Annotated in this window: 19 protein-coding genes; 6 read left to right on the top strand and 13 right to left on the bottom strand. The window is 66.0% G+C overall.

The window, feature by feature from the left end:
- Positions 1 to 79 precede the first annotated feature (79 nt).
- The 4 genes from infB to rimP all read right to left on the bottom strand — a co-directional run bounded on the left by infB (position 80) and on the right by rimP (position 5,044).
- Positions 80 to 3,001 carry a translation initiation factor IF-2 gene (gene infB, locus KTJ89_RS12260; protein WP_259357915.1) on the bottom strand — a complete coding sequence of 974 codons (2,922 nt, stop codon included), beginning with the start codon at positions 2,999 to 3,001 and terminating at the stop codon, positions 80 to 82.
- Positions 3,002 to 3,131: 130 nt separating this feature from the next.
- On the bottom strand, positions 3,132 to 3,407 hold the full coding sequence (locus tag KTJ89_RS12255) for a YlxR family protein (RefSeq protein ID WP_101547294.1): 276 nt from the start codon (positions 3,405 to 3,407) through the stop codon (positions 3,132 to 3,134).
- Between the two features lie 72 nt (positions 3,408 to 3,479).
- Positions 3,480 to 4,442 (bottom strand): transcription termination factor NusA, encoded by a 963-nt coding sequence (gene nusA, locus KTJ89_RS12250; protein WP_172174327.1) that lies wholly within the window; start codon positions 4,440 to 4,442, stop codon positions 3,480 to 3,482.
- Between the two features lie 137 nt (positions 4,443 to 4,579).
- Positions 4,580 to 5,044, bottom strand: a complete 465-nt coding sequence (gene rimP / locus KTJ89_RS12245) for a ribosome maturation factor RimP (protein WP_169252659.1) — start codon at positions 5,042 to 5,044, stop codon at positions 4,580 to 4,582.
- A gap of 293 nt (positions 5,045 to 5,337) precedes the next feature.
- Between rimP and KTJ89_RS12240 the strand changes: the two genes are divergently transcribed.
- Positions 5,338 to 6,336, top strand: coding sequence for a hypothetical protein (locus KTJ89_RS12240; RefSeq protein ID WP_259357914.1), 999 nt, complete (start codon positions 5,338 to 5,340; stop codon positions 6,334 to 6,336).
- Entirely contained in the window at positions 6,333 to 7,352 is a 1,020-nt protein-coding gene (locus tag KTJ89_RS12235) for an aminoglycoside phosphotransferase family protein (RefSeq protein WP_172174321.1), read from the top strand. Before KTJ89_RS12240 ends, KTJ89_RS12235 begins: the two co-directional genes overlap by 4 nt.
- A 69-nt stretch (positions 7,353 to 7,421) precedes the next feature.
- On the opposite strand, the gene KTJ89_RS12230 is transcribed toward KTJ89_RS12235, so the two are convergent.
- Together KTJ89_RS12230 and KTJ89_RS12225 are read right to left on the bottom strand one after the other, a co-directional pair.
- On the bottom strand, positions 7,422 to 8,189 hold the full coding sequence (locus KTJ89_RS12230; RefSeq protein ID WP_259357934.1) for a TSUP family transporter: 768 nt from the start codon (positions 8,187 to 8,189) through the stop codon (positions 7,422 to 7,424).
- Between the two features lie 51 nt (positions 8,190 to 8,240).
- A complete protein-coding gene (locus KTJ89_RS12225; RefSeq protein ID WP_259357913.1) occupies positions 8,241 to 10,088 on the bottom strand; it encodes a proline--tRNA ligase in 1,848 nt (615 codons plus the stop codon).
- 205 nt (positions 10,089 to 10,293) lie between these two features.
- Between KTJ89_RS12225 and KTJ89_RS12220 the strand changes: the two genes are divergently transcribed.
- Entirely contained in the window at positions 10,294 to 11,154 is an 861-nt protein-coding gene (locus KTJ89_RS12220) for an NUDIX hydrolase (protein ID WP_229664182.1), read from the top strand.
- Entirely contained in the window at positions 11,154 to 11,570 is a 417-nt protein-coding gene (locus KTJ89_RS12215) for an Hsp15 family ribosome-associated heat shock protein (RefSeq protein ID WP_139468792.1), read from the top strand. The genes KTJ89_RS12220 and KTJ89_RS12215 overlap by 1 nt, the downstream gene beginning before the upstream one ends.
- Positions 11,571 to 11,582: 12 nt before the next feature.
- On the opposite strand, the gene KTJ89_RS12210 is transcribed toward KTJ89_RS12215, so the two are convergent.
- Together KTJ89_RS12210 and ispG are read right to left on the bottom strand one after the other, a co-directional pair.
- Positions 11,583 to 12,464 carry a GNAT family N-acetyltransferase gene (locus KTJ89_RS12210; RefSeq protein WP_139468793.1) on the bottom strand — a complete coding sequence of 294 codons (882 nt, stop codon included), beginning with the start codon at positions 12,462 to 12,464 and terminating at the stop codon, positions 11,583 to 11,585.
- A gap of 81 nt (positions 12,465 to 12,545) precedes the next feature.
- Complete coding sequence (gene ispG / locus KTJ89_RS12205; RefSeq protein ID WP_139468794.1) at positions 12,546 to 13,709, bottom strand: flavodoxin-dependent (E)-4-hydroxy-3-methylbut-2-enyl-diphosphate synthase; 1,164 nt, start codon at positions 13,707 to 13,709, stop codon at positions 12,546 to 12,548.
- 280 nt (positions 13,710 to 13,989) lie between these two features.
- Between ispG and KTJ89_RS12200 the strand changes: the two genes are divergently transcribed.
- On the top strand, positions 13,990 to 15,390 hold the full coding sequence (locus KTJ89_RS12200) for a serine hydrolase domain-containing protein (protein ID WP_259357912.1): 1,401 nt from the start codon (positions 13,990 to 13,992) through the stop codon (positions 15,388 to 15,390).
- A gap of 100 nt (positions 15,391 to 15,490) precedes the next feature.
- On the opposite strand, the gene KTJ89_RS12195 is transcribed toward KTJ89_RS12200, so the two are convergent.
- Positions 15,491 to 17,041, bottom strand: a complete 1,551-nt coding sequence (locus KTJ89_RS12195; protein WP_259357911.1) for a M50 family metallopeptidase — start codon at positions 17,039 to 17,041, stop codon at positions 15,491 to 15,493.
- Positions 17,038 to 18,258: a 1-deoxy-D-xylulose-5-phosphate reductoisomerase gene (gene dxr / locus KTJ89_RS12190; RefSeq protein ID WP_181272030.1), complete on the bottom strand. Its 1,221-nt coding sequence runs from the start codon at positions 18,256 to 18,258 to the stop codon at positions 17,038 to 17,040. The genes KTJ89_RS12195 and dxr overlap by 4 nt, the downstream gene beginning before the upstream one ends.
- Before the next feature lie 158 nt (positions 18,259 to 18,416).
- Between dxr and KTJ89_RS12185 the strand changes: the two genes are divergently transcribed.
- The gene (locus KTJ89_RS12185; protein ID WP_092017334.1) at positions 18,417 to 19,616 is read left to right on the top strand and encodes an acyl-CoA dehydrogenase family protein; all 1,200 of its coding nucleotides are present in this window, start codon (positions 18,417 to 18,419) and stop codon (positions 19,614 to 19,616) included.
- Positions 19,617 to 19,815: 199 nt separating this feature from the next.
- Here KTJ89_RS12185 and KTJ89_RS12180 read toward each other — a convergent pair whose 3' ends face one another.
- From KTJ89_RS12180 to KTJ89_RS12170, 3 genes are all read right to left on the bottom strand, one after another.
- Positions 19,816 to 20,748 carry a class I SAM-dependent methyltransferase gene (locus KTJ89_RS12180; RefSeq protein ID WP_259357910.1) on the bottom strand — a complete coding sequence of 311 codons (933 nt, stop codon included), beginning with the start codon at positions 20,746 to 20,748 and terminating at the stop codon, positions 19,816 to 19,818.
- A gap of 94 nt (positions 20,749 to 20,842) precedes the next feature.
- The gene (locus KTJ89_RS12175) at positions 20,843 to 21,517 is read right to left on the bottom strand and encodes a hypothetical protein (protein WP_259357909.1); all 675 of its coding nucleotides are present in this window, start codon (positions 21,515 to 21,517) and stop codon (positions 20,843 to 20,845) included.
- The gene (locus tag KTJ89_RS12170) at positions 21,510 to 22,070 is read right to left on the bottom strand and encodes a DivIVA domain-containing protein (protein WP_025777300.1); all 561 of its coding nucleotides are present in this window, start codon (positions 22,068 to 22,070) and stop codon (positions 21,510 to 21,512) included. The genes KTJ89_RS12175 and KTJ89_RS12170 overlap by 8 nt, the downstream gene beginning before the upstream one ends.
- Between the last annotated feature and the right edge of the window lie 46 nt (positions 22,071 to 22,116).

Genomic DNA, 22,116 nt, shown 5'->3' with positions numbered 1-22,116 from the left:
ACTCACGGTGCGAGTCCCATCCTCCTCGGCTGCGCTGCTGCGCTGTCGAATCAGCGGGTGGAAATCACTGTGCGACCGATCAGTCGCGCGGCTTCTCTTGCATCTCGAAGGTCTCGATGATGTCGCCGACGCGCAGGTCGTTGAACTTGCCGAGTCCGATACCGCACTCGTAGCCCTCGCGGACCTCGGTCGCATCGTCCTTGAACCGGCGCAGCGATTCGATGTGGACGTTGTCGCCGATGACGATTCCGTCGCGGGTGACGCGAGCGGTCGAGTTCCGCTTGATGATGCCGTCGCGGACGATCGAACCGGCGATGTTGCCGAACTTCGAGGAACGGAAGACCTCGCGGATCTCCGCGGTACCGGTCTGGACCTCTTCGTACTCGGGCTTGAGCATGCCCTTGAGCGAGGACTCGATGTCGTCGATCGCCTGGTAGATGACCGAGTAGTAGCGGACGTCGACGCCTTCGCGGTCTGCCAGGTCGCGAGCCTTCGCTTCCGGACGGACGTTGAAGCCGAGGACGATCGCGTTGTCGACCGTGGCCAGGTTGATGTCGTTCTCCGTGATCGCACCGACGCCGCGGTGGATGATCCGCAGGTCGACGTCGTCGCCCACATCGATCTTGAGCAGCGAATCCTCGAGCGCTTCGACAGCACCGGAGACGTCACCCTTGAGGATGAGGTTGAGCATGTCGACCTTGCCCTCAGCCAGAGCCTTCGTGAAGTCCTCGAGGCTGATGCGCTTGCGACCGCGGGCCTGAGCGGCGTTGCGCTCGATGGCGTCACGCTTCTCAGCGATCTGACGGGCCGTGCGGTCGTCATCGGTGGAGATGAACGAGTCACCGGCACGCGGGACGGACGACAGACCGAGCACCTGCACGGGGCGGGAGGGTCCGGCCTCCTCGACGACGTTTCCGTTCTCATCGAACATCGCACGCACACGTCCGTAGGCGGTGCCGCAGACGATGGCGTCGCCCTGACGCAGGGTGCCGGACTCGACGAGGACGGTGGCAACCGCACCGCGGCCCTTGTCGAGCTTGGCTTCGATCGCGATGCCGCGAGCGGACTTGTCGGGGTTCGCCCGCAGGTCCAGGGCCGCATCGGTGGTCAGCAGAACGGATTCGAGCAGCTGGTCGATGCCCTCGCGCTTGAGCGCGGAGATCGGCACGAACATGGTCTCGCCGCCGTATTCTTCGGCCACGAGGTTGTATTCAGTCAGCTGCTGCATGACCTTGGCGGGGTTGGCGCCTTCCTTGTCGATCTTGTTCACGGCCACGACGATCGGCACATCGGCCGCCTGAGCGTGGTTGAGAGCTTCGATCGTCTGCGGCATGACGCCGTCGTCGGCGGCGACCACGAGGATCGCGAGGTCCGTCGACTTCGCACCACGGGCACGCATGGCGGTGAACGCCTCGTGACCTGGGGTGTCGAGGAAGGTGATCTTGCGATCTTCTCCCTCGTGCTCGACCTCGGCCTGGTAGGCACCGATGTGCTGGGTGATTCCGCCGGCTTCGCGGGAAGCGACATTGGCCGAGCGGATCGCGTCGAGCAGCTTGGTCTTACCGTGGTCGACGTGGCCCATGACGGTGACGACCGGCGGACGTGCCTGCAGGTCCTCGTCGTCCTCTTCTGCGGCTTCGGCATCGAGGTCGATGTCGAAGGTCTCCAGCAGCTCACGGTCTTCGTCTTCGGGCGAGACGATCTCGATCTTGTAGCCGAGCTCTTCGCCGAGGACCTCGAAGGTCGCCTCGTCGAGGGACTGGGTGATCGTGGCCATCTCACCGAGGTGGAAGAGCACGGTCACGAGGTTCGTCGGATCGGTGTTGATCTTCTCGGCGAAGTCGGCCAGCGAGGAGCCGCGACGCAGACGCAGCGGTGTGTTGCCGTCTCCGCGCGGAACGGTGACGCCACCGACCGAGGGAGCCTGCATCTGCTCGAGCTCTGCGCGCTTCGCCCGCTTCGACTTGCGTCCCTTCTGACGGGGACCGCCGCCGCGACCGAATGCACCCTGCGTGCTTCCGCGACCGCGACCTGAACCGCGACCACCGGGACCGCCGCCGGGTCCACGACGAGGACCGCCGGGAGCGCCGCCCGGGGCACCGGGTGCGCCGCCGCCTGGGGCGTTTCCGCGTCCGCCGCCGCGACCGCGGCCGGGAGCGGGCTTGTTCAGTGCCGAGTTCTTCAGCATCGACGGGTTCGGGCGTGGTGCGCCCGGGCGAGGTGCCGGACGGGGACCGCCCGAGGATTCCTCACCGGATCCGCGCTGCTTCTGGCCGGGCTTCGGCATTCCCTGCGAAGGTGCAAACGGGTTGTTTCCGGGGCGTCCGCCCTGGCCACCCTGACCGCCTTGGCCACCCTGGCCGCCGGAACGACCGCCGGGCTTGGGTCCGCGACCAGGCTTCGGCATTCCCTGCGAGGACGCGAAGGGGTTGTTTCCGGGACGGGCGGCGCCACGACCGCCGGGCTTACCGGCAGCACCCGGCTTGGGAGCGCCGGGCTTCGGGGCACCGGGCTTGGGTGCGGCAGCCGGCTTCGGGGCACCGGGCTTCGGCGCCGAGGAGGCAGCCGGCTTGGCAGCGGGAGCCTCGGTCGATTCGGCTGCCTCCGGGGCAGCCGGGGTCGCCGGCTTGGCGGCAGGCTTCGGTGCGGACTTCGCAGCGGGGGCGGCATCCTCGGCGGGGGCCGATTTCGCCGCACCGGCGGACTTCGCAGCACCCGGCTTGGCGGCCGACTTCGCGGCGGGCTTGGGTGCGGGCTTCGCACCGGGTTTCGGGGCTCCGGGCTTCGCGGCCGGCTTGGCGGCCTTCTTCGCACCGGTGGACTTCTCACCATCGGCGGAAGAGGAATCGGCGAATGCCTCCTTCACGCGGCGCACGACGGGCGCTTCGAGCGTCGAAGAGGCGGAGCGAACGAATTCGCCCATGTCCTGGAGCTTTTCGAGGACGTTCTTACTTGTTGTGCCGAGCTCTTTCGCGAGCTCATGGACACGGGGCTTTGCCACAGTTCTCCTGTCCGGGTTCTTTCCCGGTCAGGAAAGAACCTCATCAATGAAGAGCAGTACTCATTTCACTGCTCTCTCGAATTCCGTTTGGGTGTCATCGTGCGACACTCACAACTTGTCATCCATTCGGCTACCCGTTCTCTTTGGGTTCGGTGTCCGGCCTCGGGAGGTCCGAGGCGGTGATCTTCGTTCGAAAGGATCGAGCGAAGGCGGCAGTGGTCAGGGCCTTGTCCAGGCACTTCGCATCAGGATGCACCCACGCACCACGTCCCGGCAGTGTCGCTGACACATCGCGGACGACGGCGGGGTGCTGATCGGGGCGGAACACGAAGCGTGTCAGCTCGTCCCGACCGGCCTTCTGCCTACAGGCGATGCACGTCCTTACGGGTCCATCACCAACATTCACAATGAATGATTCTACAGCACCGGCACCCCCGCTCGCGCCAAGGGGGCCAGTGGTGCGAATCACTGCACGAGGCTATTCGCCTGCGACGATGTCGATCTTCCAGCCGGTGAGCTTGGCTGCCAGGCGGGCGTTCTGCCCTTCCTTGCCGATGGCCAGGGACAGCTGGTCGTTGGGGACGACTGCGCGGGATTCCTGAGCGGCGGCGTCGAGGATCTCGACGCTCTTGGCCTTGGCCGGGGACAGGGCGTGTGCGATGAACTTCGCCGGGTCGTCGGAGTAGTCGACGATGTCGATCTTCTCCTGGCCGAGTTCGTTCATCACCGCACGCACACGGGAGCCGAGTTCGCCGATGCACGATCCCTTCGCGTTGACTCCCGGCTTCGTGGCGCGCACGGCGAGCTTCGTGCGGTGGCCGGCTTCGCGGGCCAGGGACACGATCTCGACAGTGCCGTCGGCGATCTCCGGAGCCTCATGGGCGAAGAGTCGGCGCACGAGGTTCGGGTGGGTGCGGGAGACGGTGACCGAGGTGCCCTTCGTGCCCTTGTGCACGTCGGCGATGTAGACGCGCAGTCGGGTGCCGTGGGCGTAGGTTTCGCCGGGGACCTGTTCGTGCGGGGGCAGCACGGCTTCGACGTCTCCGATGTCGACCTGGACCATCTGCGGGTCGCGGCCCTGCTGGATGATGCCCGAGACGATCTCGCCCTCACGGCCCTTGAATGTGCCCAGCAGCGTCTCGTCCTCGACATCGCGCAGCCGCTGGTGGATGACCTGCCGAGCGGTCTGGGCGGCGATGCGGCCGAAGCCGGTGGGAGTGTCGTCGAACTCGCCGATCGGGTTGTCGTCGTTGTCGAATTCCACGGCGAGGATGCGCACCTCGCCGGTGGACTTGTCGAGTTCGGCACGGGCGTCAGGCCAGGCCCCTTCGGTCTTCTGGTAGGCGAGGAAGAGCGCCTGTTCGATGAGTTCGATGAGGGTTTCCAGCGGAATCTCACGCTCTCGTTCGATGACGCGCAGAACATTGAGGTCGATGTCCATGTCTAAGTCCTCTCTCGCTCAACCGAGCATTGAATTGTCTGTGTTCACTTATGCAGGCGTAACAGTCTATCCCAGTCCGCGCCCGCACTCTGTCTGCGAAGGGGCCGCCGCACTGCCGGAGGTACGTGAGGTTCGCCTCAGCGGAACTTCAACTCCACCTGGGCCTTGCGGATCTCGCCGAGGTCGACCGTCTTCGACTCCTTGCGCTGGGGGTCCGTGCCCGTGATCGAACTCTCCCCCACCTCGGCGAGGTCGAGCTTGAAGGTGTCCTTCTTCGTCGTGATCTCCAGGCGACGGCCGATAACGCGTCGGAAGTGGCGGGGGGTCTCGAGCTTTCGGGTGGCACCGGGGCTCGTGACCTCGAGCTGGTACGGCTTGTCCCGGAAGATCTCGACCTCGTCGAGGGCGTCGCCGACGATCTTCGTCGATTCGGCGATCTTCTCCATCGACATCGGATCGGTGCTCGATTCGTCGAGGTCGACGACGACGGTGAGCGTGCGCCGCGGACCGGCCGCCACCGCTTTGACGGTCTCGAGGTGGAATCCCGCATCCTGCAGGGGCGGGGCGAGCAGGCCCTTGATCCGCTCGACGTCTTCGTCCATTTCTCCTCCATATCCTTGTGCGTCCCCTTCGCCGAGGCGGGGCGAGGGGGCCGGCGCACCGTGCACGTGTGCGACCGCCGTGTTCTCACCCACCCTAAGCGACAGCCGCCGTCGAGGTTAAGCCTTCGGCGGGGTTCTGCCGGGTGCGCGTCTCATTCTGCGGTCGGGCGGGCGACGGGCGGGAGCCGGTCGGTGTCCCTCGGCGATGGCGGGTGTCCCTCGGCGATGGCGGGTGTCCCTCGGCGATGCCTGGTGCCCCTCGGCGATGGCGGGGCATCCGATAGGATTGCCGTATGCATTTTCCCGTCAGTCGCCGCGGCCTGTTGACTGCCGGCGTCGGCGGGTTGAGTCTGGGCCTGCTCACCGCCTGCGGCCTGCGACTCGATCAGGATCCCGAGATCCCCACACTTGATGCGACTCAGCAGCTGCGCAATCGTCTGGCCCGCATCTTGGACTCCGCTTCTCCCGGCACCGGTGATCCCGAAACCGCGGGTGAGAACCTTGCTGACTTCGCTGCGGCGATCGGTCCCGAATGGAACCCGCCGACCGAATTCGCCACCGAGGCACCTCCGACCGAGAAGGACCGCACCTTCGTCCAAGCCGCCGAGGTGGCTTCCCGCGCAGTCTTCGAGGCCTCAGCGTCCTTGGGTTCGGACCTCATTCCCGTCCTGGCCGATGTGGCCACGGGTCTGGCCCTGGTCGCCGGAACGAAGAAACCGGAGATCATCACCACCGCCGGCGAACTCATCCTCGCCGGCCGTGAGGAACTCGACCAGAGCAGGGACGGCGGCGATGATGCGACTGCGTCTCCCAGTGCCACCGGCGGGGCCGACGCGGATGCCGGGACGGACGACTCCGGAAGCCAGGATCCGAAGGGTCGGGCGGAGATGTTCAACGCGATCCTCAATCAGTCGCGGGCTGCCGCTTACGGATATGAACGGCTGGCCGTGAACTTCGATTCGAAGTCGAGTGAACGCAAGGCCGCCCTGGCCAGGCTCGAATCCTTGGGTGCCCTGTCCGGGGAGATGCTCGAACGACTCGGTGAGGACGCAGCCGATCCGGCCGCCTCGGCGTGGAAGCTCGATCCCATCCCGACGGATGCGGACTCCGCGAAAGAGTTGGCTCTGTCATTGGAAGACGGCATCGCTTCCGCGCTTCTGCCCTGGTTGGAGGCGGACGCCTCGGCGATTCTCCGGCTCTGGGAATCGGCCCGGAACCGGATGGTCTTCGCCGCTCCGCAGCCGCTGCGTTTCACCTATGACGAACCCGGGCAGGCGGAGGTGCAGGAGTGAAGGTCCCACCGGTTCTCTACCGCGCGACTCGCGAGATCATCGGCGAATATCGCACCGATTCGTGGGTCGCCGCGCTCGACTATATGGCAAACGAACTCCTCGACCGGTGGAAGCTGCGCTTCGACGATGTGCCCGGGGCACCGTGGGCCGGGTGCGAGTCCCTGGTGATTCCGGTGCTCACTCAGGAGAACTATCAGGGGGTTCTTCGGTTCGCGGCGCCCACCTCGGCACATACGGCTGCGCATGCGCAGGTACTGCGGGCGCTGAAGATGTGGAACGGGCACGGGGCGGTGCGGGTCATCCGGGATGATCGCAGCTTCCGGGTCACGCTGCAGGAGCGGCTGCGCACGAAGGACAATCTGTCCGTGCTGCCACTGGCCGATGTGCCGCCGGTGTGGGGTGCGCTGCAGCGGTCCTTGGAGATTCCGGCGACTTCGGAGTTCCTGCGGGTCCAGGATGTCGTGGCCGGGTGGCTGAATTCGTTCGATGCCGATGCCGCGTTGCTGACCGGGTGGTCGGAGGCAGGTCCGCACGATTCTCTGCTGCTGTCGTTCGCCCGCAATTGGATGCAGACTCTGGCGTCCTCGGATGAGAACTGGCTCATCCATGCCGACCTGCACTACTACAACATCCTCGCCGGCAATCCCGACCCGACGGGCATTTCGACGTGGAAGGCCATTGATCCGCAGCCTTTGGCCGGTCCGACCGCGTACACTTTGGCCCCGGTGCTGTGGAACCGTCTGGCCGAGATCCCCTCGGATCATCCGCAGGCGCAGGCGGCGTGGCTGCGCGGCTTCGCCACGGACCTGGCGCTGTGCGCCGGGGTCGATCCGCAGTACGGGATGGGGGCGACCGTCGCTCGCGAGATCACGAACATGTTCTGGTATCTGCGCGCGGCCTCCGGCGGGTCGAATTCGAGCCTGGCCGATGCTGCCCGCTCCCTGTGGGTGGCCCGCGCGCTGTCCGGCGCCGATGTCGCCGGAGTCAACGCCCACGCCCTCAAACCCATCGGCTAACCCCTTATTGCTACCTGACGGCGGCCCAGCAACCTCGCGCGAGGTTGCTGGGCCGCCGTCAGGTAGCAATTAGTGGATGAGGGTGGAGATGAAGTCGAAACCGAGTTTGAGGATCAACGCGGAGACGACGATGACGAAGACGACGCGGACGAACCCTGAGCCCTTCGCCAGCGCGGTGCGCGCACCGAAGATCCCGCCGGTGACATTGCCGACGGCCATGATCAGACCCAGCAACCAGACGACCTGACCGTCGGGGATGAAGTAGACGAGCGCTCCGAAGTTCGTCGCCCAGTTGATCACCTTCGCCGTGGCCGAGGCCTGCAGGAAAGAGAATCCGATGATCGAGACGAAGGCGATGACGAGGAACGATCCCGTCCCCGGCCCGAGCACTCCGTCGTAGACGCCGATGACGAGCCCGATCAGCCACGACAAGGCATGGTGGCGTTTCGACGTTTCCCCGAACCGCAGCGTGGCATCGGCGCCGAGGCTCGGATTGAGGACGGTGAAGATCCCGACCCCGATGAGCGCGAGCAGGATGATCGGGGTGAAAGCCTCGCTGGGCACCAAGGTCGCGAGCTTCGCCCCGAGCACGGCACCCAAGAACGCCGAGGCCGCGGCCGGAATCGTCGCCGACCGGTCCGGGGTGATCTTGCGCAGATAGGTGACCGCCGAGGCGGTCGTGCCCGCAATCGACCCGATCTTATTCGTCGCGACCGCCTGCACGGGGCTCATCCCCGGCACGAGCAGCAGCGCGGGCAGCTGGATCAGTCCGCCCCCGCCGACGACGGCATCGATCCACCCGGCCAGAACTCCCGCAGCGAGCAGCCACAGGACCATCGTCCAGGTGACATCGATTCCTCCGGCGAGGGCTTCGAACACCGAGGCGGCTCAGGCGTTCTGGTCGGCGCTGATCGCCGCGTCGGCTACGGCTGCAGCCTTCGCGTACGCCTCACGCACACGTGCCACGGTGGCAGGAACCACCTCGGCGACGGGCTGGTCGGACTTCTCCCCGGCCAGACGGTCGCGGACCTCGACGACGCCGTCGGCCAGACCGCGGCCGACGACGATGACGGTAGGAATGCCGATGAGCTCGGCATCGGCGAACTTGAACCCGGGCGAGACCTTATTGCGGTCGTCGAGCAGGACGCTGATGCCTTCGGCCTCGAGTTCGGTCATCATCTTCTCGGCGGCTTGAGCGATCTCCTCACCCTTGCCGGCGACGATGATGTGCACATCGGCCGGGGCCAGGTGCTGGGGCCACAGGAGGCCGTCCTCGGAATGGTATTCTTCGGCGATGCAGGCCATGACGCGGGTGACGCCGAGGCCGTAGGAGCCCATGGTCACGGTCGTCGCCTTGCCGTTCTGGTCGAGCACCTTGAGGTCGAGGGACTCGGCGTACTTGCGGCCGAGCTTGAAGATCTGACCGATCTCGACACCGCGGGCCAGCTCCAGCGGACCGGAGCCGTCCGGTGCCGGATCGCCGAGGACGACCTGGGCGGCTTCGATGGTGCCGTCGGCAGTGAAGTCCCGTCCGGCGACGAGGTCGAAGACGTGGCGTCCGGGCTCATTGGCTCCAGTGATCCAGCGGGTGCCGTCGACGACGCGAGGGTCGAGGAGGTAGCGGATCTTCGAGGGCGATTCGAGGCCGAGAACCGGCGCGTCGAGGGAGTTGCCGGGTCCGATGTAACCCTTGACGAGCTCCGGATGGGCGGCGAGATCCTCAGCCGTCGCGGCTTCGAGGTCGACCTCACCGTCGCCGAGCATTCCGGTGCCGGCGGCCCGGTCGAGGTCGACTTCGCGGTCGCCGGGCAGGCCGATGACGATGATCTCGCGAGTGCCGTCGGGGTGGGTGACGGCGCAGACGACGTTCTTCAGCGTGTCTGAGGCCGTCCACTCACGATCGGAGCGCGGGTGCGAGGCGTTCGCGGCTGCCACGAGGGTCTCGATGGTCGGGGTGTCGGGGGTGTCCTCGACATGCGCGGCCGGCGACTGCGAGTAGGGAATCGCCTCGGGGACGATCGAGGTCACGGCCTCGACGTTTGCGGCATATCCGCCGGGCGACTTCACGAACGTGTCCTCCCCGACCTCGGAGGGGTAGATGAACTCCTCTGTTCCGGAGCCGCCCATGGCACCCGGGGTCGCCTTCACCGGCAGGCACGGCAGGCCGAGGCGGGCGAAGGCCCGCAGGTAGGCCACGCGCATGGCCTCGTAGGAGGCGTCGAGTCCGGCGTCGTCGATGTCGAAAGAGTAGGCGTCCTTCATGATGAATTCGCGTCCGCGCAGCAGTCCGGCGCGGGGGCGAGCTTCGTCGCGGTATTTGGTCTGGATCTGGTAGATCGACAGCGGCAGGTCTTTGTACGAGGAGTAGAGGTCCTTGACCAGAAGGGTGAAGACCTCCTCATGCGTGGGGGCGAGGATGTAGTCGTTTTCGCGGCGGTCCTTGAGATGGAAGAGGTCGGGACCGAAGGCCTCCCAACGGCCGGACTTCTTGTACGGATCGGCGGGCAGCAGGCCCGGGAAGTGGACCTCTTGGGAGCCGGCGAGCGCCATCTCTTCGCGCACGATGGCTTCGATCTTGCCGAGCACGGCCAGTCCCAGCGGCAGCCACGTGTAGATTCCCGGTGCTGACCTGCGGATGTATCCGGCACGGTGGAGCAGTTTGTGGCTGGCCACCTCGGCGCCGACCGGGTCTTCCTTCTGGGTTCGCACGAACAGGGACGACATGCGCAGGGCCATGGGTATATCTCCTCAACTTGTCAAGACTCAGATCGAACACTATCGCACGCGGGCGAGCCGGAGGGAATCGGAGCGGGCGCGGATTCGTCACCTGCGGGAAGAGAATTAGACTGGTGGCTGCAGCACCGAAGCCCGGCATCGGTCGGGGCCGTCCGGTCCCCGCCCGGTCCCCGCTGAAATGACGAGTCCGAACGATACGAAGAGCATGCCTGATCCCAGCCAACTCACGCAGTTCCCGCGGCCCTCGGTCGCGGTCGACACCGCGGTCCTCTGCCCCGTGCCCGGCCGTGGCCTGCATGTTCTCATGACCCATCCAGGAGATGGGGTATGGCAGCTGCCCGGGTCGATCCTGCGTCCGCAGGAACGCCTCGCCGAGGCGGTCGCCCGCTGTCTGCGCGAAAAGGCTCGTTTGGTCGACCGCGCCCCCGTCCAGCTGCACGTGTTCGACCAACCCGACCGCGATGATCGCGGCTGGGTGATCTCCGTGGCCCACCTCGATGTTCTCTCCGCCTCCGATGTCGGACTCGCCGAGGAGGACGATCCCACCGAGGCGGCCGTGGCGGATGCTCCGGCGCAGGTGACGGAATCTTCCCCCGCCGAGGCGGTCCTCCCCGAGGCGGCCGACCCTGATCCTGCCGAATCGGATTCCGATCACCCGGACTCCCCCGTCCACAGGCGGAAGCTCGTGCCCGTCCACGATGTCGGCGAGCTCAGCGCCGAGCATCAGGAGATCGTGCGCGTGGCCGTGCACCGACTGCGGGCGTTCCACGAACGCACCCCGGATCCCTTCGGGCTCCTGGAGAAGGAGTTCTCGCTGCGGCAGCTGCGCGAGCTCCACGAGATCGTCGCCGGGGAGAGCCTCCAGGCAGATACGTTCCGCCGCACCATGCTGCCGCTGCTCGATCCCACCGGGGAGGCCGTCAGCCAGGGGCGAGGGCGTCCCGCGCAGACTTTCACCCGGCGCTCGGCACTGGCGCTGCGCGCCGACTCCCGGATACAGGACCCCGATGGTGCCGATGCGGGGATGCCCTCGTCCGGCACGAATTTCTCGGACGGTCATCGCTGATGACCGAGATCAACCGCGATGCCGGAAAGCACATGCGCGTCGACGTGTGGCTGTGGACGACGCGGATGTTCAAGACCCGCAATCTCGCCACTCAGGCCTGCCGCGGCGGGCATGTGCAGGTCGACGGTCAGCGCGTCAAGGCCGCGCAGAAGGTGAGCATCGGCCAAGAGGTGCGTGTGCGCAAGGCCGGGTCCGAATTCATCTGGAAGATCACCGGTTTCATCCCCACGAGGATGCAGGCCTCCATCGCCGTCCAGTGCTATGAGGACCTCACTCCCCCGCCCGATCCGGCGCTGCGCGGATTCGTGCCCCGGCGAGACAAAGGGCTGGGGCGTCCGACGAAGAAGGACCGCCGGGAGATGGAGAAGTTCCTCGGCGATATGGCCAAACCTCAGTCGCGCAACCGCCGCGACTGATCCGCCGAGAGCTCAGTACATGACGGTGGCGAAGGTGCCGACCTGTTCGAAGCCGACGCGGGCATACATGCGCAGCGCCGTCTCGTTGTAGTCATTGGCATACAGGCTCACCGTGGAATGGCCTTTGTCACGCGTGCGCTGGACGACCGCGGCCATGCCCGCTGCCCCGAGACCCTGATTGCGCACTGCGGGATGGACCCATACTCCTTGAACTTGGACGATGCGGCGGGCACGGATGCCGATATCGGCCTTGAACAGCACCTGTTCGTCCTGCTCTTCGGCCGGCCACCGCGGCACCGCACCGCCTTGGGGCAGGGTGGAGGAGATCCGGGCGTAGCAGTTCTTGCCGCGGATGATCCCGCGCACCCGCGCCAGGTACCCGGCGGTGCCGTCCTCGATCGGTGAGAATCCGACCTCTTTGGTGAACATGTCCACACTGGCGGGAAACACCGCACCGAGGTCATCGAGGGTCACCCGGTGCACATGCTCATCGGGAGTGACCAGCGGATCCGAGCTGATGGCCAACAGCGGCTGCCGTTCACGCACTCCACGCGCTCGGCCCCAACTGAGTCGCTGCTGCAGGTCGAGGATGACGGACCGGCTGCCGATGAGTGAGCAGGACACGCGACCGTCGGCATTGAGTTTGCGAGCGAGCACCTCATTCGTCGCCGGAGTCGCTGCGACCGGGATGATGTTGCCGCCCACCCAGTAGGCGGCGACGGGCCGGTCACCATCGAAGATTCCGTACAGCGTGCCTGCCGGGGAGCCCAGACGGGCGGTGCCCGTGACTTCGAGCAGGGAGATGAGGTAGACGTTCTCGCAGGGGTTGCGCGCAAGCAGGTCCGTCAGCCACCGGGTGTGCTGATGTTCCAGTCGTGCGATCCTCAGCGCCATGTGCCCCTGAACTCTTTCTCAGCCGTCAGCATGGGCCAACGACTGGACCATGAAACTCTTCGTCCTCACAAGGTATCGCACCTAGCCGACGGTCACTTCAGGCGGCCCCGACGCAGCGCCCGATGGCTGCCCCGCGGCCTCCTCGGCGATGCGGTTGGCCTCATGGATGAGCGTCTCGACGATCTCGGATTCGGGCACGGTTCGGATGACCTCGCCCTTGACGAAGATCTGGCCCTTGCCGTTGCCGCTGGCCACGCCGAGGTCGGCGTCGCGGGCCTCACCAGGGCCGTTGACGACGCAGCCCATGACGGCCACTCGCAGCGGCACCTCCATGCCTTCGAGTCCGGCGGTGACGCGTTCGGCCAGCGTGTAAACGTCGACCTGCGCTCGCCCACAGGACGGGCAGGAGACGATCTCGAGCTTTCGGGGCCGCAGGTTGAGGGATTCGAGAATCTGGTTGCCGACCTTGACCTCCTCGGCGGGAGGCGCGGACAGGGAGACTCGGATGGTGTCTCCGATGCCCTCGGCCAACAGGTGTCCGAAGGCGGTGGCGGATTTGATCGTGCCCTGGAAGGCGGGCCCCGCCTCGGTGACGCCGAGATGGAGCGGCCAATCGCCGCGCTCGGCGAGCAGCTCATAGGCGCGGACCATGATCACCGGGTCATGGTGTTTGACGGAGATCTTGAAGTCATAGAATCCGTGTTCTTCGAACAGGGAGGCCTCCCACAGCGCGGATTCGACGAGCGCCTCGGGCGTGGCCTTGCCGTATTTCTCCATCAGCCGTTTGTCCAGGGACCCGGCGTTGACGCCGATGCGGATGGACACGCCCGCCTCGGCGGCGGCCTTCGAGATCTCCTTGACCTGGTCGTCGAACTTGCGGATGTTGCCGGGGTTGACGCGCACTCCCGCACAGCCGGCGTCGATGGCGGCGAAGACGTATTTGGGTTGGAAGTGGATATCGGCGATGACAGGGATCTGGGATTTGCCGGCGATGATCGGCAGAGCCGCGGCATCGTCGGCGGTGGGACAGGCCACGCGCACGATATCGCAGCCGGCGGCGGTGAGTTCGGCGATCTGCTGCAGGGTCCCGTTGATGTCCGTCGTCTGCGTCGTCGTCATCGACTGCACGCTCACCGGGGACTCGGATCCGACCCCCACCTTTCCGACATTGATCTGCCTCGTCTTCCTCCGCGGAGCGAGCACGGGAGGCGGCGGTGCGGGCATTCCGAGATTGACCGATGTCACGAAGGATCCCTTCAGTCAGGCTGTTGACCAGCCACAATGTCCGAGCCGGCGCCGATGCGGGACCCGGATTGTGCGAACCATCACCATTGTAGGACCTCCCACTGACACAGAACTGTCCGTCCACGGGGCATACCCCGAACAGTCCACCGGCGCACCCCGGGCGGCCCCCGCGCGACCTCGACTCCGCCCGCACCACGCCACGGCCCACTGGTCCCGATCCGGTGTCACCGGCTGACGGTAGTGTGAAGGTGACCTGACGTCTGCGCGAAGGAGCAGCCCTGTGAGCACACCCGGATTCGTCGAACCCGATGTCGAGACGGTGACTGCGGCTCTCGAGGCCGCAGCACAGAAGCTCGACGACCAGGGTGGATCTCTGGCATGGGGAATCTTTCGCCGAGGCGGCCCCGCCCGAACCGTGAACGGCGACGTTCCGTACCGGATCGCTTCGATGACGAAGTCCTTCACCGCCGCAGCCATCGGGCTCCTCGCCGCCGACGGACTCGATCTCGACGCTTCCTTCGGCGCCCTGCTCCCGGAACTGACCGATACGGCCATCGCCGACCGCACCTGCCGGCAGGCGTTGACGATGAGCACCGGTTTCACCAAGGACGACCCGTGGGCGGACCGGATGGAGGCGATGACTCCGGCCGAGCTCACCGACTGGCTGCACCGCGGCGCCATCGCCTGCGCGCCCGCCGACACCGGCTATGAGTATTCGAACCTCGGCTATGCGCTTCTCGGCATGGTCGCCGAGGCGGTCACAGGCAGTGCGTTCACCGAACTCGTGTCCACTGAGATCTTCGATCCCCTGAAGCTCACGCGCACCGGTTTCGACCACACGGACTTCCCGAACTTGGCGACCGGGTTCCGCGTCGACCTGGGCGGCGGCCTCCACCCGGCCGAACTCACCGGCCCCGGGGTCTTCTCCCCCATCGGCGGGGTCATCTCCACGGTGAACGACATCGGCACATGGATGGACGCGCATCTCGATGCCCTCGAACGCATGGACTCCTATGCCTCCGGCTCCTGGTCGCGGATACTGACCGACAACCAGCAGCCACGACGGATCATGGAGGTCCAGACGAGCGACCACCACGCGGAGACGCTCAGCTACGGATACGGTCTCGAGACTCGTCTGGACACACGTTTCGGCCGCATCGTCTGCCATTCCGGCGGCTACCCAGGATACGGCTCACATATGCGTTGGTTCCCCGATCTGGGGCTCAGCCTCGTCGTGCTCGGCAATACGACCTATTACCCGGCGCAGCGCGTCGTCCAGGACGCGCTCGACCTCGGTTGGGCGGCGGCCACGGGACGACAGGGCACCCGGCTGGAACGTCGGGCCACCTCGGCGCCGGTGCCCCGTTATCCCGCCGCCCAACCCCAGATCGATGCCGTGATGGCTGCGGCGAACCTCGTCAACGACTTCGACGACACCGTCGCCGAGGCGATCTTCTCCATGAACATGGACCTCGACGAACCCCGCGAAGAGAGGCGGGAGCGCTTCGCGCGGTGGCGGGCGGAGAAGCAGATCGACCGTCCTCTCACCGAGGCGGACCTCGAGATGGTCTCCCCGTTGCGCGGAGTGGTCACAGTGCCGGGCACAGCAGATGAGAACGCCACGATCACGGTCGGCCTCAATCACCTCGGCGAGGTGCAGACGATCACCCTCAGTGCCTGAGTTCGATAGCTCGCGCCGGCCCGTGAACCCACTCGCCCAAACTGCATGTCCGGTCTAACTGCCAGAGCCCGGCCCGGCCCATCCACCGGAACGACCCGGCCTAACCGCCGGAGTTGAAGATCGCGTCGAGGGTGATGGGTTTGACGAGGTCGACGTAGACGAGCAGCGCCGTCATGCACAGCATCAGCCCGATGCACACGTACGTCAGCGGCAGCAGCTTCGCGGTGTCGAAGGGACCGACCAGTCCGCGGCCGCGCCACCGGTTGATGCGGCGGCGCGCACCTTCGTAGAGACCCACGGCGATGTGTCCGCCGTCGAGGGGCAGCAGCGGGATCATGTTGAACGCGAAGAGGAAGATGTTGAGCGAGCCGAGCATGCCCAGCCCCATCTGTGCCTTGTCGACGACGTCGATCTGGTCGGTGGACACGATCTCACCGGCGATGCGGCCGACGCCGACCATGCCGACGAGTCCTTCGGCGTCGCGGTCCTTCGTGCCGACGGCCACTTCGCCGATGTCGACGAGTTTGACCGGCAGGGTGATGATCGCGTGGAAGACTCCGGAGACTTGGTCCCACACTGCGCCGGGGAACTCCGCGAGCGGCAGGGACTGACGTTCCTGGACGGGTCCGACGCCGAAGAATCCTTGGGTCTCGGTCTGCGGAGTTCCGTCCGGGTTGAGCACGGCCTTGCCTGCATCGTCGACCTTCGGCCGTTCGGTGGCGATGATCGGCACGGTCACCGTTTGGGCCTGACCATCTCGGATGAAGTCGACATCGACTCGTTCGCCTGCATGTTCCTTGATGACCGAGGACAGCTGGTCCCAGTCCTTCGTCTCGACGCCGGCGATCGAGGTGATCTCGTCACCCGGTTTGATCCCAGCCTCCCACGCGGGGGTGAGCTGATCGTCGGGACGGCAGGTGTTCTGCTCCGAGGCCGGCCGTTGCTGCGCTTCGGACGCGGGCACCGCACATTCGACGACGGTCTGGACGGTCGTCGTCGGAGTGACCACACCGATGCCCAGCAGCGAGATCCCCATGATGAGGATGCCCAGGATGAGGTTGACGAAGGGACCGGAGAACATGACGACGAGGCGTTTGGGTACGCTGAGCGCATAGAACGTCCGGTGCTCCTCCCCCGACGCGATCTCCTGGTTCGAGAACTCCCGGGCATCGGCCATCGTGTCTTCGAACAGCCGCCCCTTCCGCTTCTTGCGGTCCCGGCGCAGCGGAGCGGCATCACCGTCATCCATCCCCTCGCCGAGGCGGCCCGAGGTTTCTCTGCCCGTCGAGTCGAGCGCAGCGCCCGGTTCGCCGAGGCGGCCCGACGTGCCGTCGATCCCGCCGTCGACGCCGGCGGCCGTGCCGCCCTTCTGCGCAGCGTCGGCGGTCTCATAGAGGGACTTCGTCGCCTCCTCGGGCGGATACATTCCCGGCATCGCGATGAACCCACCGAGGGGGAACGCTTTGATGCCGTACTCGGTCTCACCGCGGCGGAAGGAGAACAGGGTCGGTCCGAAGCCGACCATATAGTGCGTGACTTTCACCCCGAACTTCTTCGCCGGGGTGAGGTGGCCGAGTTCGTGCAGCGCAATCGAGATCGAGATGCCGATGAGGAACAGGATGATCCCGACGATGTAGAGCACAACTGTCATCGGCGGCCCCCGTTCTGTTCGGCGACGTCGGCGCGAGCGAAGTCCCTGGCCCAGGCGTCGGCGGCCAGCACGGTCTCCACAGTGTGTTCGGCCGCCGGTTCGTGAGCGGCCAGAGCTCGGGACAGGCCTTTGTCGATTCCGGTGAAGGCGATGTCTCCGGCGATGAATGCGGCGACGAGTTCCTCATTGGCAGCGTTGAGCACGGCCGGGTAGCTGCGGCCCTTCTTGCCGGCGTCGATAGCCAGACCGAGCGCAGGAAAGGCGAGATGGTTGACCGGCTCGAACGACCAGTGCATGGGCTGGCCCCAATTGTGCGGAACGGCCCTCGAAGTCAGTCGCTTCGTCGTTCCATCGTCCTGGGTGCCCAGCGCATAGGAGATCGGCAGGCGCATATCCGGTGGGGAGATCTGCGCGATCGTCGAGGCATCGGCGAACTCGACCATCGAATGGATCTGCGACTGAGGATGCACGACGACTTCGATGTGGTCGAAGTCGATGTCGAAGAGCAGGTGGGCTTCGATGACTTCGAGGCCCTTGTTGACCAGGGTCGCAGAGTTGATGGTGATCATCGACCCCATCGACCAGGTGGGATGGTTGAGCGCCTGGGCGGGGGTGACTCGACGCAGGGCATCACGGGTCATGCCGCGGAAGGGACCGCCCGACGCGGTGATGATGAGCTTGCTGACTTCACCGTGCGTGCCGGCGCGCAGCGCCTGGGCGATGGCGGAGTGCTCACTGTCGACCGGCACCAGGCGGGCCCCGGAGGCACGAGCGGCGTCGAGGACGATGGACCCGCCGATGATGAGGGATTCCTTGTTCGCCAGGGCCACGTCCGTGCCGCGTTCGAGGGCGGCCAGGGTCGCGCCGAGACCGGCGGCACCGGTGATCGCGTTGAGGACCATATCGGCGGCCAAGCCCGCGACCGCCTCGGCGGCATCGTCCCCGAGGTGGATGGCTTCGACAGGATCGGCGGTCCCCCGCTGGGCAGCCAGCTCGGTCAGTCGCGCACGCACCTCGGCCTCGCCTCCGGCGGGTGGGGTCGTGAGCCCGATGACGGGGACGTGGAAATCGAGGGCCTGCTCGAGCAGAAGGTCGAGCTGGGACCCCGCGGCCAAGCCGATGATCGCGTGCTCGTCCCGGTGTTCGGCGAGGACATCAAGGGCCTGGGTGCCGACCGAACCGGTTGAGCCGACTACAATGAAACCACGTTTACTCACGCCAACCGATGATGCCAAAGTTCTCTGGGAAATGACTCGACACGGACACGTGTGTCGCCTAGCGGAACCTGGTCATCTGTAGTGCTTCGGGACACCGACCTTCCACCGGGTTCCGGTAAAACTGTGAATGAAGACAATCAATGGCGAAAGAGATGGATATGAGCAAGACGCTGAGCCCCGACGACATTCTTGGACTGGATTCGGTCTTCGAATCCGATGACCTCGAATTCGCATCGATCGTGAAGAAATGGTTGGACGAGAACGTCCGGGAGAAGATCGGCGACTACTTCCTCGACGCCACCATCCCCGCCCGGGAACTGGCCGAAGGACTCGGCGAGCTCGGGCTGCTCGGCATGCACCTCGACGGCTACGGCTGCGGCGGTTCGACGGCGACTCAGTACGGACTGGCCTGCCGCGAGCTCGAAGCCGTCGACTCCGGTCTGCGCTCCCTCGTCTCCGTGCAGGGCTCGCTGGCGATGTTCGCCATCCACCACTGGGGATCGGAAGCACAGAAGGAAGAATGGCTGCCGAAGATGGCCGCCGGCAAGGCCATCGGCTGCTTCGGGCTGACCGAACCCGATGTCGGATCCGACCCGTCGGGGATGAAGACGACCGCGAAGAAGGACGGATCCGATTGGATCCTCAACGGCGCGAAGATGTGGATCACGAACTCCCCGGTCTCCGATGTCATGGTCGTGTGGGCCAAGACCGAAGAGGTCGACGACAAGGGCAAGAACGTCGTCCGCGGCTTCGTCGTCCCCTCGAACACCGAGGGTGTGCAGACCCCGGAGATCCACCGCAAGATCTCGCTGCGTGCGTCGATCACCGGTGAGATCGTCCTCGACAACGTCCGCCTGCCCGAGGATGCGATGCTGCCGAAGGCCAAGGGACTCAAGGGGCCCCTGTCCTGCCTGTCCGAGGCCCGCTACGGCATCGTCTTCGGCGTCACCGGCGCCGCCCGCGACGCGCTGCTCTCCGCACTGGAGTACACCGGCACCCGCGTGCAGTTCGATCGTCCTCTGGCGTCGTTCCAGATCACTCAGCAGAAGCTGGCGAAGGCCTTCGGCCAGTACTCGCAGATCACTCTGCTCGCCGCTCACCTGGGCAAGCTCAAGGACTCCGAGAAGGGTGTGCGTCCCGAGCAGATCAGCCTGGGCAAGATGGTCAACGTCGACACCGCGATGAACGTCTGCCGTGACCTGCGCGCCCTGTTCGGCGGGTCGGGCATCACGAGCGAGTACCCGCCGCTGCGTCACGCGGTCAACCTCGAGACAGTGCTCACCTACGAAGGCACGCACGAGGTGCACCAGCTGACCCTGGGTCGGACGATGACCGGAATCAACGCCTTCGCGAACTGAGCCAGTGCGCAGGGCACCCGCCCTCCGCTGAACACAGTCAGCGCCCGCCGATCCTGCTGAGGTTCGGCGGGCGTGCTGTATCTGCAGTCACCGGCTGGTTCAAAGTGCTGACGCACAGACTTCGCGCCCCGCGCCCGCACTTCGAACCAGTCGGTACGCAGCCGGCCGGCTGAAATCACCCGATCTCAGCCGGCCGTTGTCAGTTTCCACGACGCAGTTCGAGCACGACCGTCTGGTCATCCTCGCCGAGGTGGCTCTGGGCTTCCAGCCCCCGCTCGGCTGCGTACGCGGAGGCCTCTGCAACCTGGCCCAGCCCGAGTTCGATGAGCAGCACACCGGCAGGGGCCAGCCAGTCCAACGACTCCGAGATGAGTCGACGGACGAAGTCGAGTCCGTCATATCCGCCGAAAAGAGCGCTGTTCGGTTCGAAGTCGAGGGCCTCATGCGGCAGGAAATCCGCTGCCGTTTCAGGAACGTACGGCGGCACGGCCGCGATGACAGAGATTGACCGCCGCAGCGTGTCGGGCAATCCGCGGAGACAGTCGAGGACATGCCCCGTCACGATGGTGCCGGACTCCCCCACCTGTGCGGAGTCCCCCACCTGCGCTGTGTCCCCCGACTGGAAACAACGTTCGACATTCTCCACAGCACATCGCACGGCTCCCACCTGCGCATCACCGAGGTGAAGATCGACTCCCGGCACCTTGCCCGCCACCGCCGAGGCGACCGGCCCGACCCCGCAGAATGCTTCGAGCACAACAGGCCGCACAGCAGTGACGCCAGCGTCTGCCTCTGTTCCATTCCCTCGTGAGTCCGTCTCCGCCCCGTACCCTCGTAAGTCCGTCATCCGTCGGGCCGCGGACACCGCATACGCGGCGAGCAGAGCCGTTCGCTGCCGTGGCACGAACATTCCCGGCCGGACACTCAAACGCATCCCGGAGAAGTCGACCCAGCCGACGATCTGCTCGAGGGGTTCACCGGTAACACGGCGAGCCACCAGCTCATCGAGTTTCGGCTCAGAACCCCCGACGGCAGGCGCGGAGCCGGCGACGACATGCCCGGCAGCCGCCTCAAGAAGGATCGCCGCCTCGTCTTCGGCGAAGACACAGCCCGCCGCACGCAGAGCAGACACCGTCTCGGCAGAACGCGATTCAGCAGACCGCGGATCCGCGGAAGCCGGAACGTCGACACCATCGTCGGCGTCGAATTCCTCAGGCGTCCCTGGCTCAGGAAGCAGAGAGGACCTCGGTGCGGTACCAGTCGAGGCTCGTACCCGCCTCAAGATCACCGTCATCGGTGAGCACCAGGGTGCGCTGCGGGTCGAGCGGCACTACTGCGGCGAATTCGACGCGGGAGTCGCGCATCGCCTGGTCGAGGTTCGCGGTCTCGGAGCCGATCGTCACTCCGACGCCTTCGAAACGCGACCGGGTGACCCGCACGGAGGCACGCCCCGGCTCGATCGGTTCTGCAGCGATGGTGTGAAGAACCACCAAGTCTGAGGCAGAGTCAGACGGAGCCCCTGCTCGCAGATCGACGATGAGCCCGATCCGGGCGGCAGCCAACACACCGAGCGCCCGCGCCAACGGCGGGACATCCTCGGCGAAGGTGAGCCGGGCACCGGATTCCGGAACCACGCCCATGGCACGGAGCACTCCGGCGAGCTTCGAACTGCGGTCGAGCACCTCGGCGCGGTCGAGCTCGACGGGAACGGACAGGGCCTTGACCAGGCGGGGATCCGTGACTTCCCGGCCGTCGACGAGCGGTTTCTCCGGAGCGGGTCCGGTCAGCACGATGTCTTCGGCCTTGCCCATCGCGATCGGGAAGTCGAGGAGTTCGTACACCGGGTTGAGCGTGCCGGGATCGGTCGCGGTCGGGACCGCGAAGTAGTGGAAATCAGTCAACGGAAGCCATCACTTCGACGACGCGGTCGATGAACGCATCGACCTGGTCCTCGTTGTACGCCTTCTTGCCTTTTGCGGTCTTGAACAGCACGCGGCGGACCTGGTCGACGCTCATCGCCACGCCCTGAGTGAAGTACGAGTTGACCTTGTCGCACATGTCGTCGACCTGGGTGATGTCGTAGCCGATGACTCCGGGAGGAGGATTGTCGAAGCGCTCACCGGGTTCACGGACCAGTCGACCCCGCAGCGACGCGGCCACACGGGTGAGCTCGGAGACCCAGGCGTCCTGCCCGGACTGCGCGATCAGACGGTCTCGGGCCTGCTTGGCGAATGCATCTTCGAGACGGTCGAGCGCGGCGTCGACGACGGCGACGTGGTAGCCCTTGCGGACGAGATCGAAACCGACCGTGCGCACCGCCCGGGAGTCGAGGTCGCCGGGCTGCGGCGTCGGCCGTTCGAAGGACTCACGTGCACGCTTGAAGAAGCTGTCGACCTGCTTGGGGTCGTATCCGTTCTTCCAACCGGACATTCGAGGGAAAGTCGTGTCCGCCATGTCTCCTCCAGAAGCGAGTGGCTGTGGTGTTTCCACCATAATAGAT

Origin of the sequence: Brevibacterium sediminis, assembly GCF_024895295.1 — a bacterium.
In the GTDB taxonomy this organism is placed as follows: Bacteria; Actinomycetota; Actinomycetes; order Actinomycetales; family Brevibacteriaceae; genus Brevibacterium; species Brevibacterium sediminis.
The sequence above is the reverse complement of the archived record's forward strand: the minus strand, read 5'-3'. Positions and strand labels throughout refer to the sequence as shown.

What these genes read in the sequence shown, in the direction of transcription:
- KTJ89_RS12220 (WP_229664182.1), top strand. Translation starts at nt 10,294, where the DNA reads ATGCCTGATCCCAGCCAACTCACGCAGTTCCCGCGGCCCTCGGTCGCG.
- nusA (WP_172174327.1), bottom strand. Translation starts at nt 4,442, where the DNA reads ATGGACATCGACCTCAATGTTCTGCGCGTCATCGAACGAGAGCGTGAG.
- rimP (WP_169252659.1), bottom strand. Translation starts at nt 5,044, where the DNA reads ATGGACGAAGACGTCGAGCGGATCAAGGGCCTGCTCGCCCCGCCCCTG.
- KTJ89_RS12215 (WP_139468792.1), top strand. Translation starts at nt 11,154, where the DNA reads ATGACCGAGATCAACCGCGATGCCGGAAAGCACATGCGCGTCGACGTG.
- KTJ89_RS12225 (WP_259357913.1), bottom strand. Translation starts at nt 10,088, where the DNA reads ATGGCCCTGCGCATGTCGTCCCTGTTCGTGCGAACCCAGAAGGAAGAC.
- KTJ89_RS12185 (WP_092017334.1), top strand. Translation starts at nt 18,417, where the DNA reads ATGAGCAAGACGCTGAGCCCCGACGACATTCTTGGACTGGATTCGGTC.
- KTJ89_RS12170 (WP_025777300.1), bottom strand. Translation starts at nt 22,070, where the DNA reads ATGGCGGACACGACTTTCCCTCGAATGTCCGGTTGGAAGAACGGATAC.
- KTJ89_RS12240 (WP_259357914.1), top strand. Translation starts at nt 5,338, where the DNA reads ATGCATTTTCCCGTCAGTCGCCGCGGCCTGTTGACTGCCGGCGTCGGC.
- KTJ89_RS12210 (WP_139468793.1), bottom strand. Translation starts at nt 12,464, where the DNA reads ATGGCGCTGAGGATCGCACGACTGGAACATCAGCACACCCGGTGGCTG.
- KTJ89_RS12195 (WP_259357911.1), bottom strand. Translation starts at nt 17,041, where the DNA reads ATGACAGTTGTGCTCTACATCGTCGGGATCATCCTGTTCCTCATCGGC.
- KTJ89_RS12230 (WP_259357934.1), bottom strand. Translation starts at nt 8,189, where the DNA reads ATGGTCCTGTGGCTGCTCGCTGCGGGAGTTCTGGCCGGGTGGATCGAT.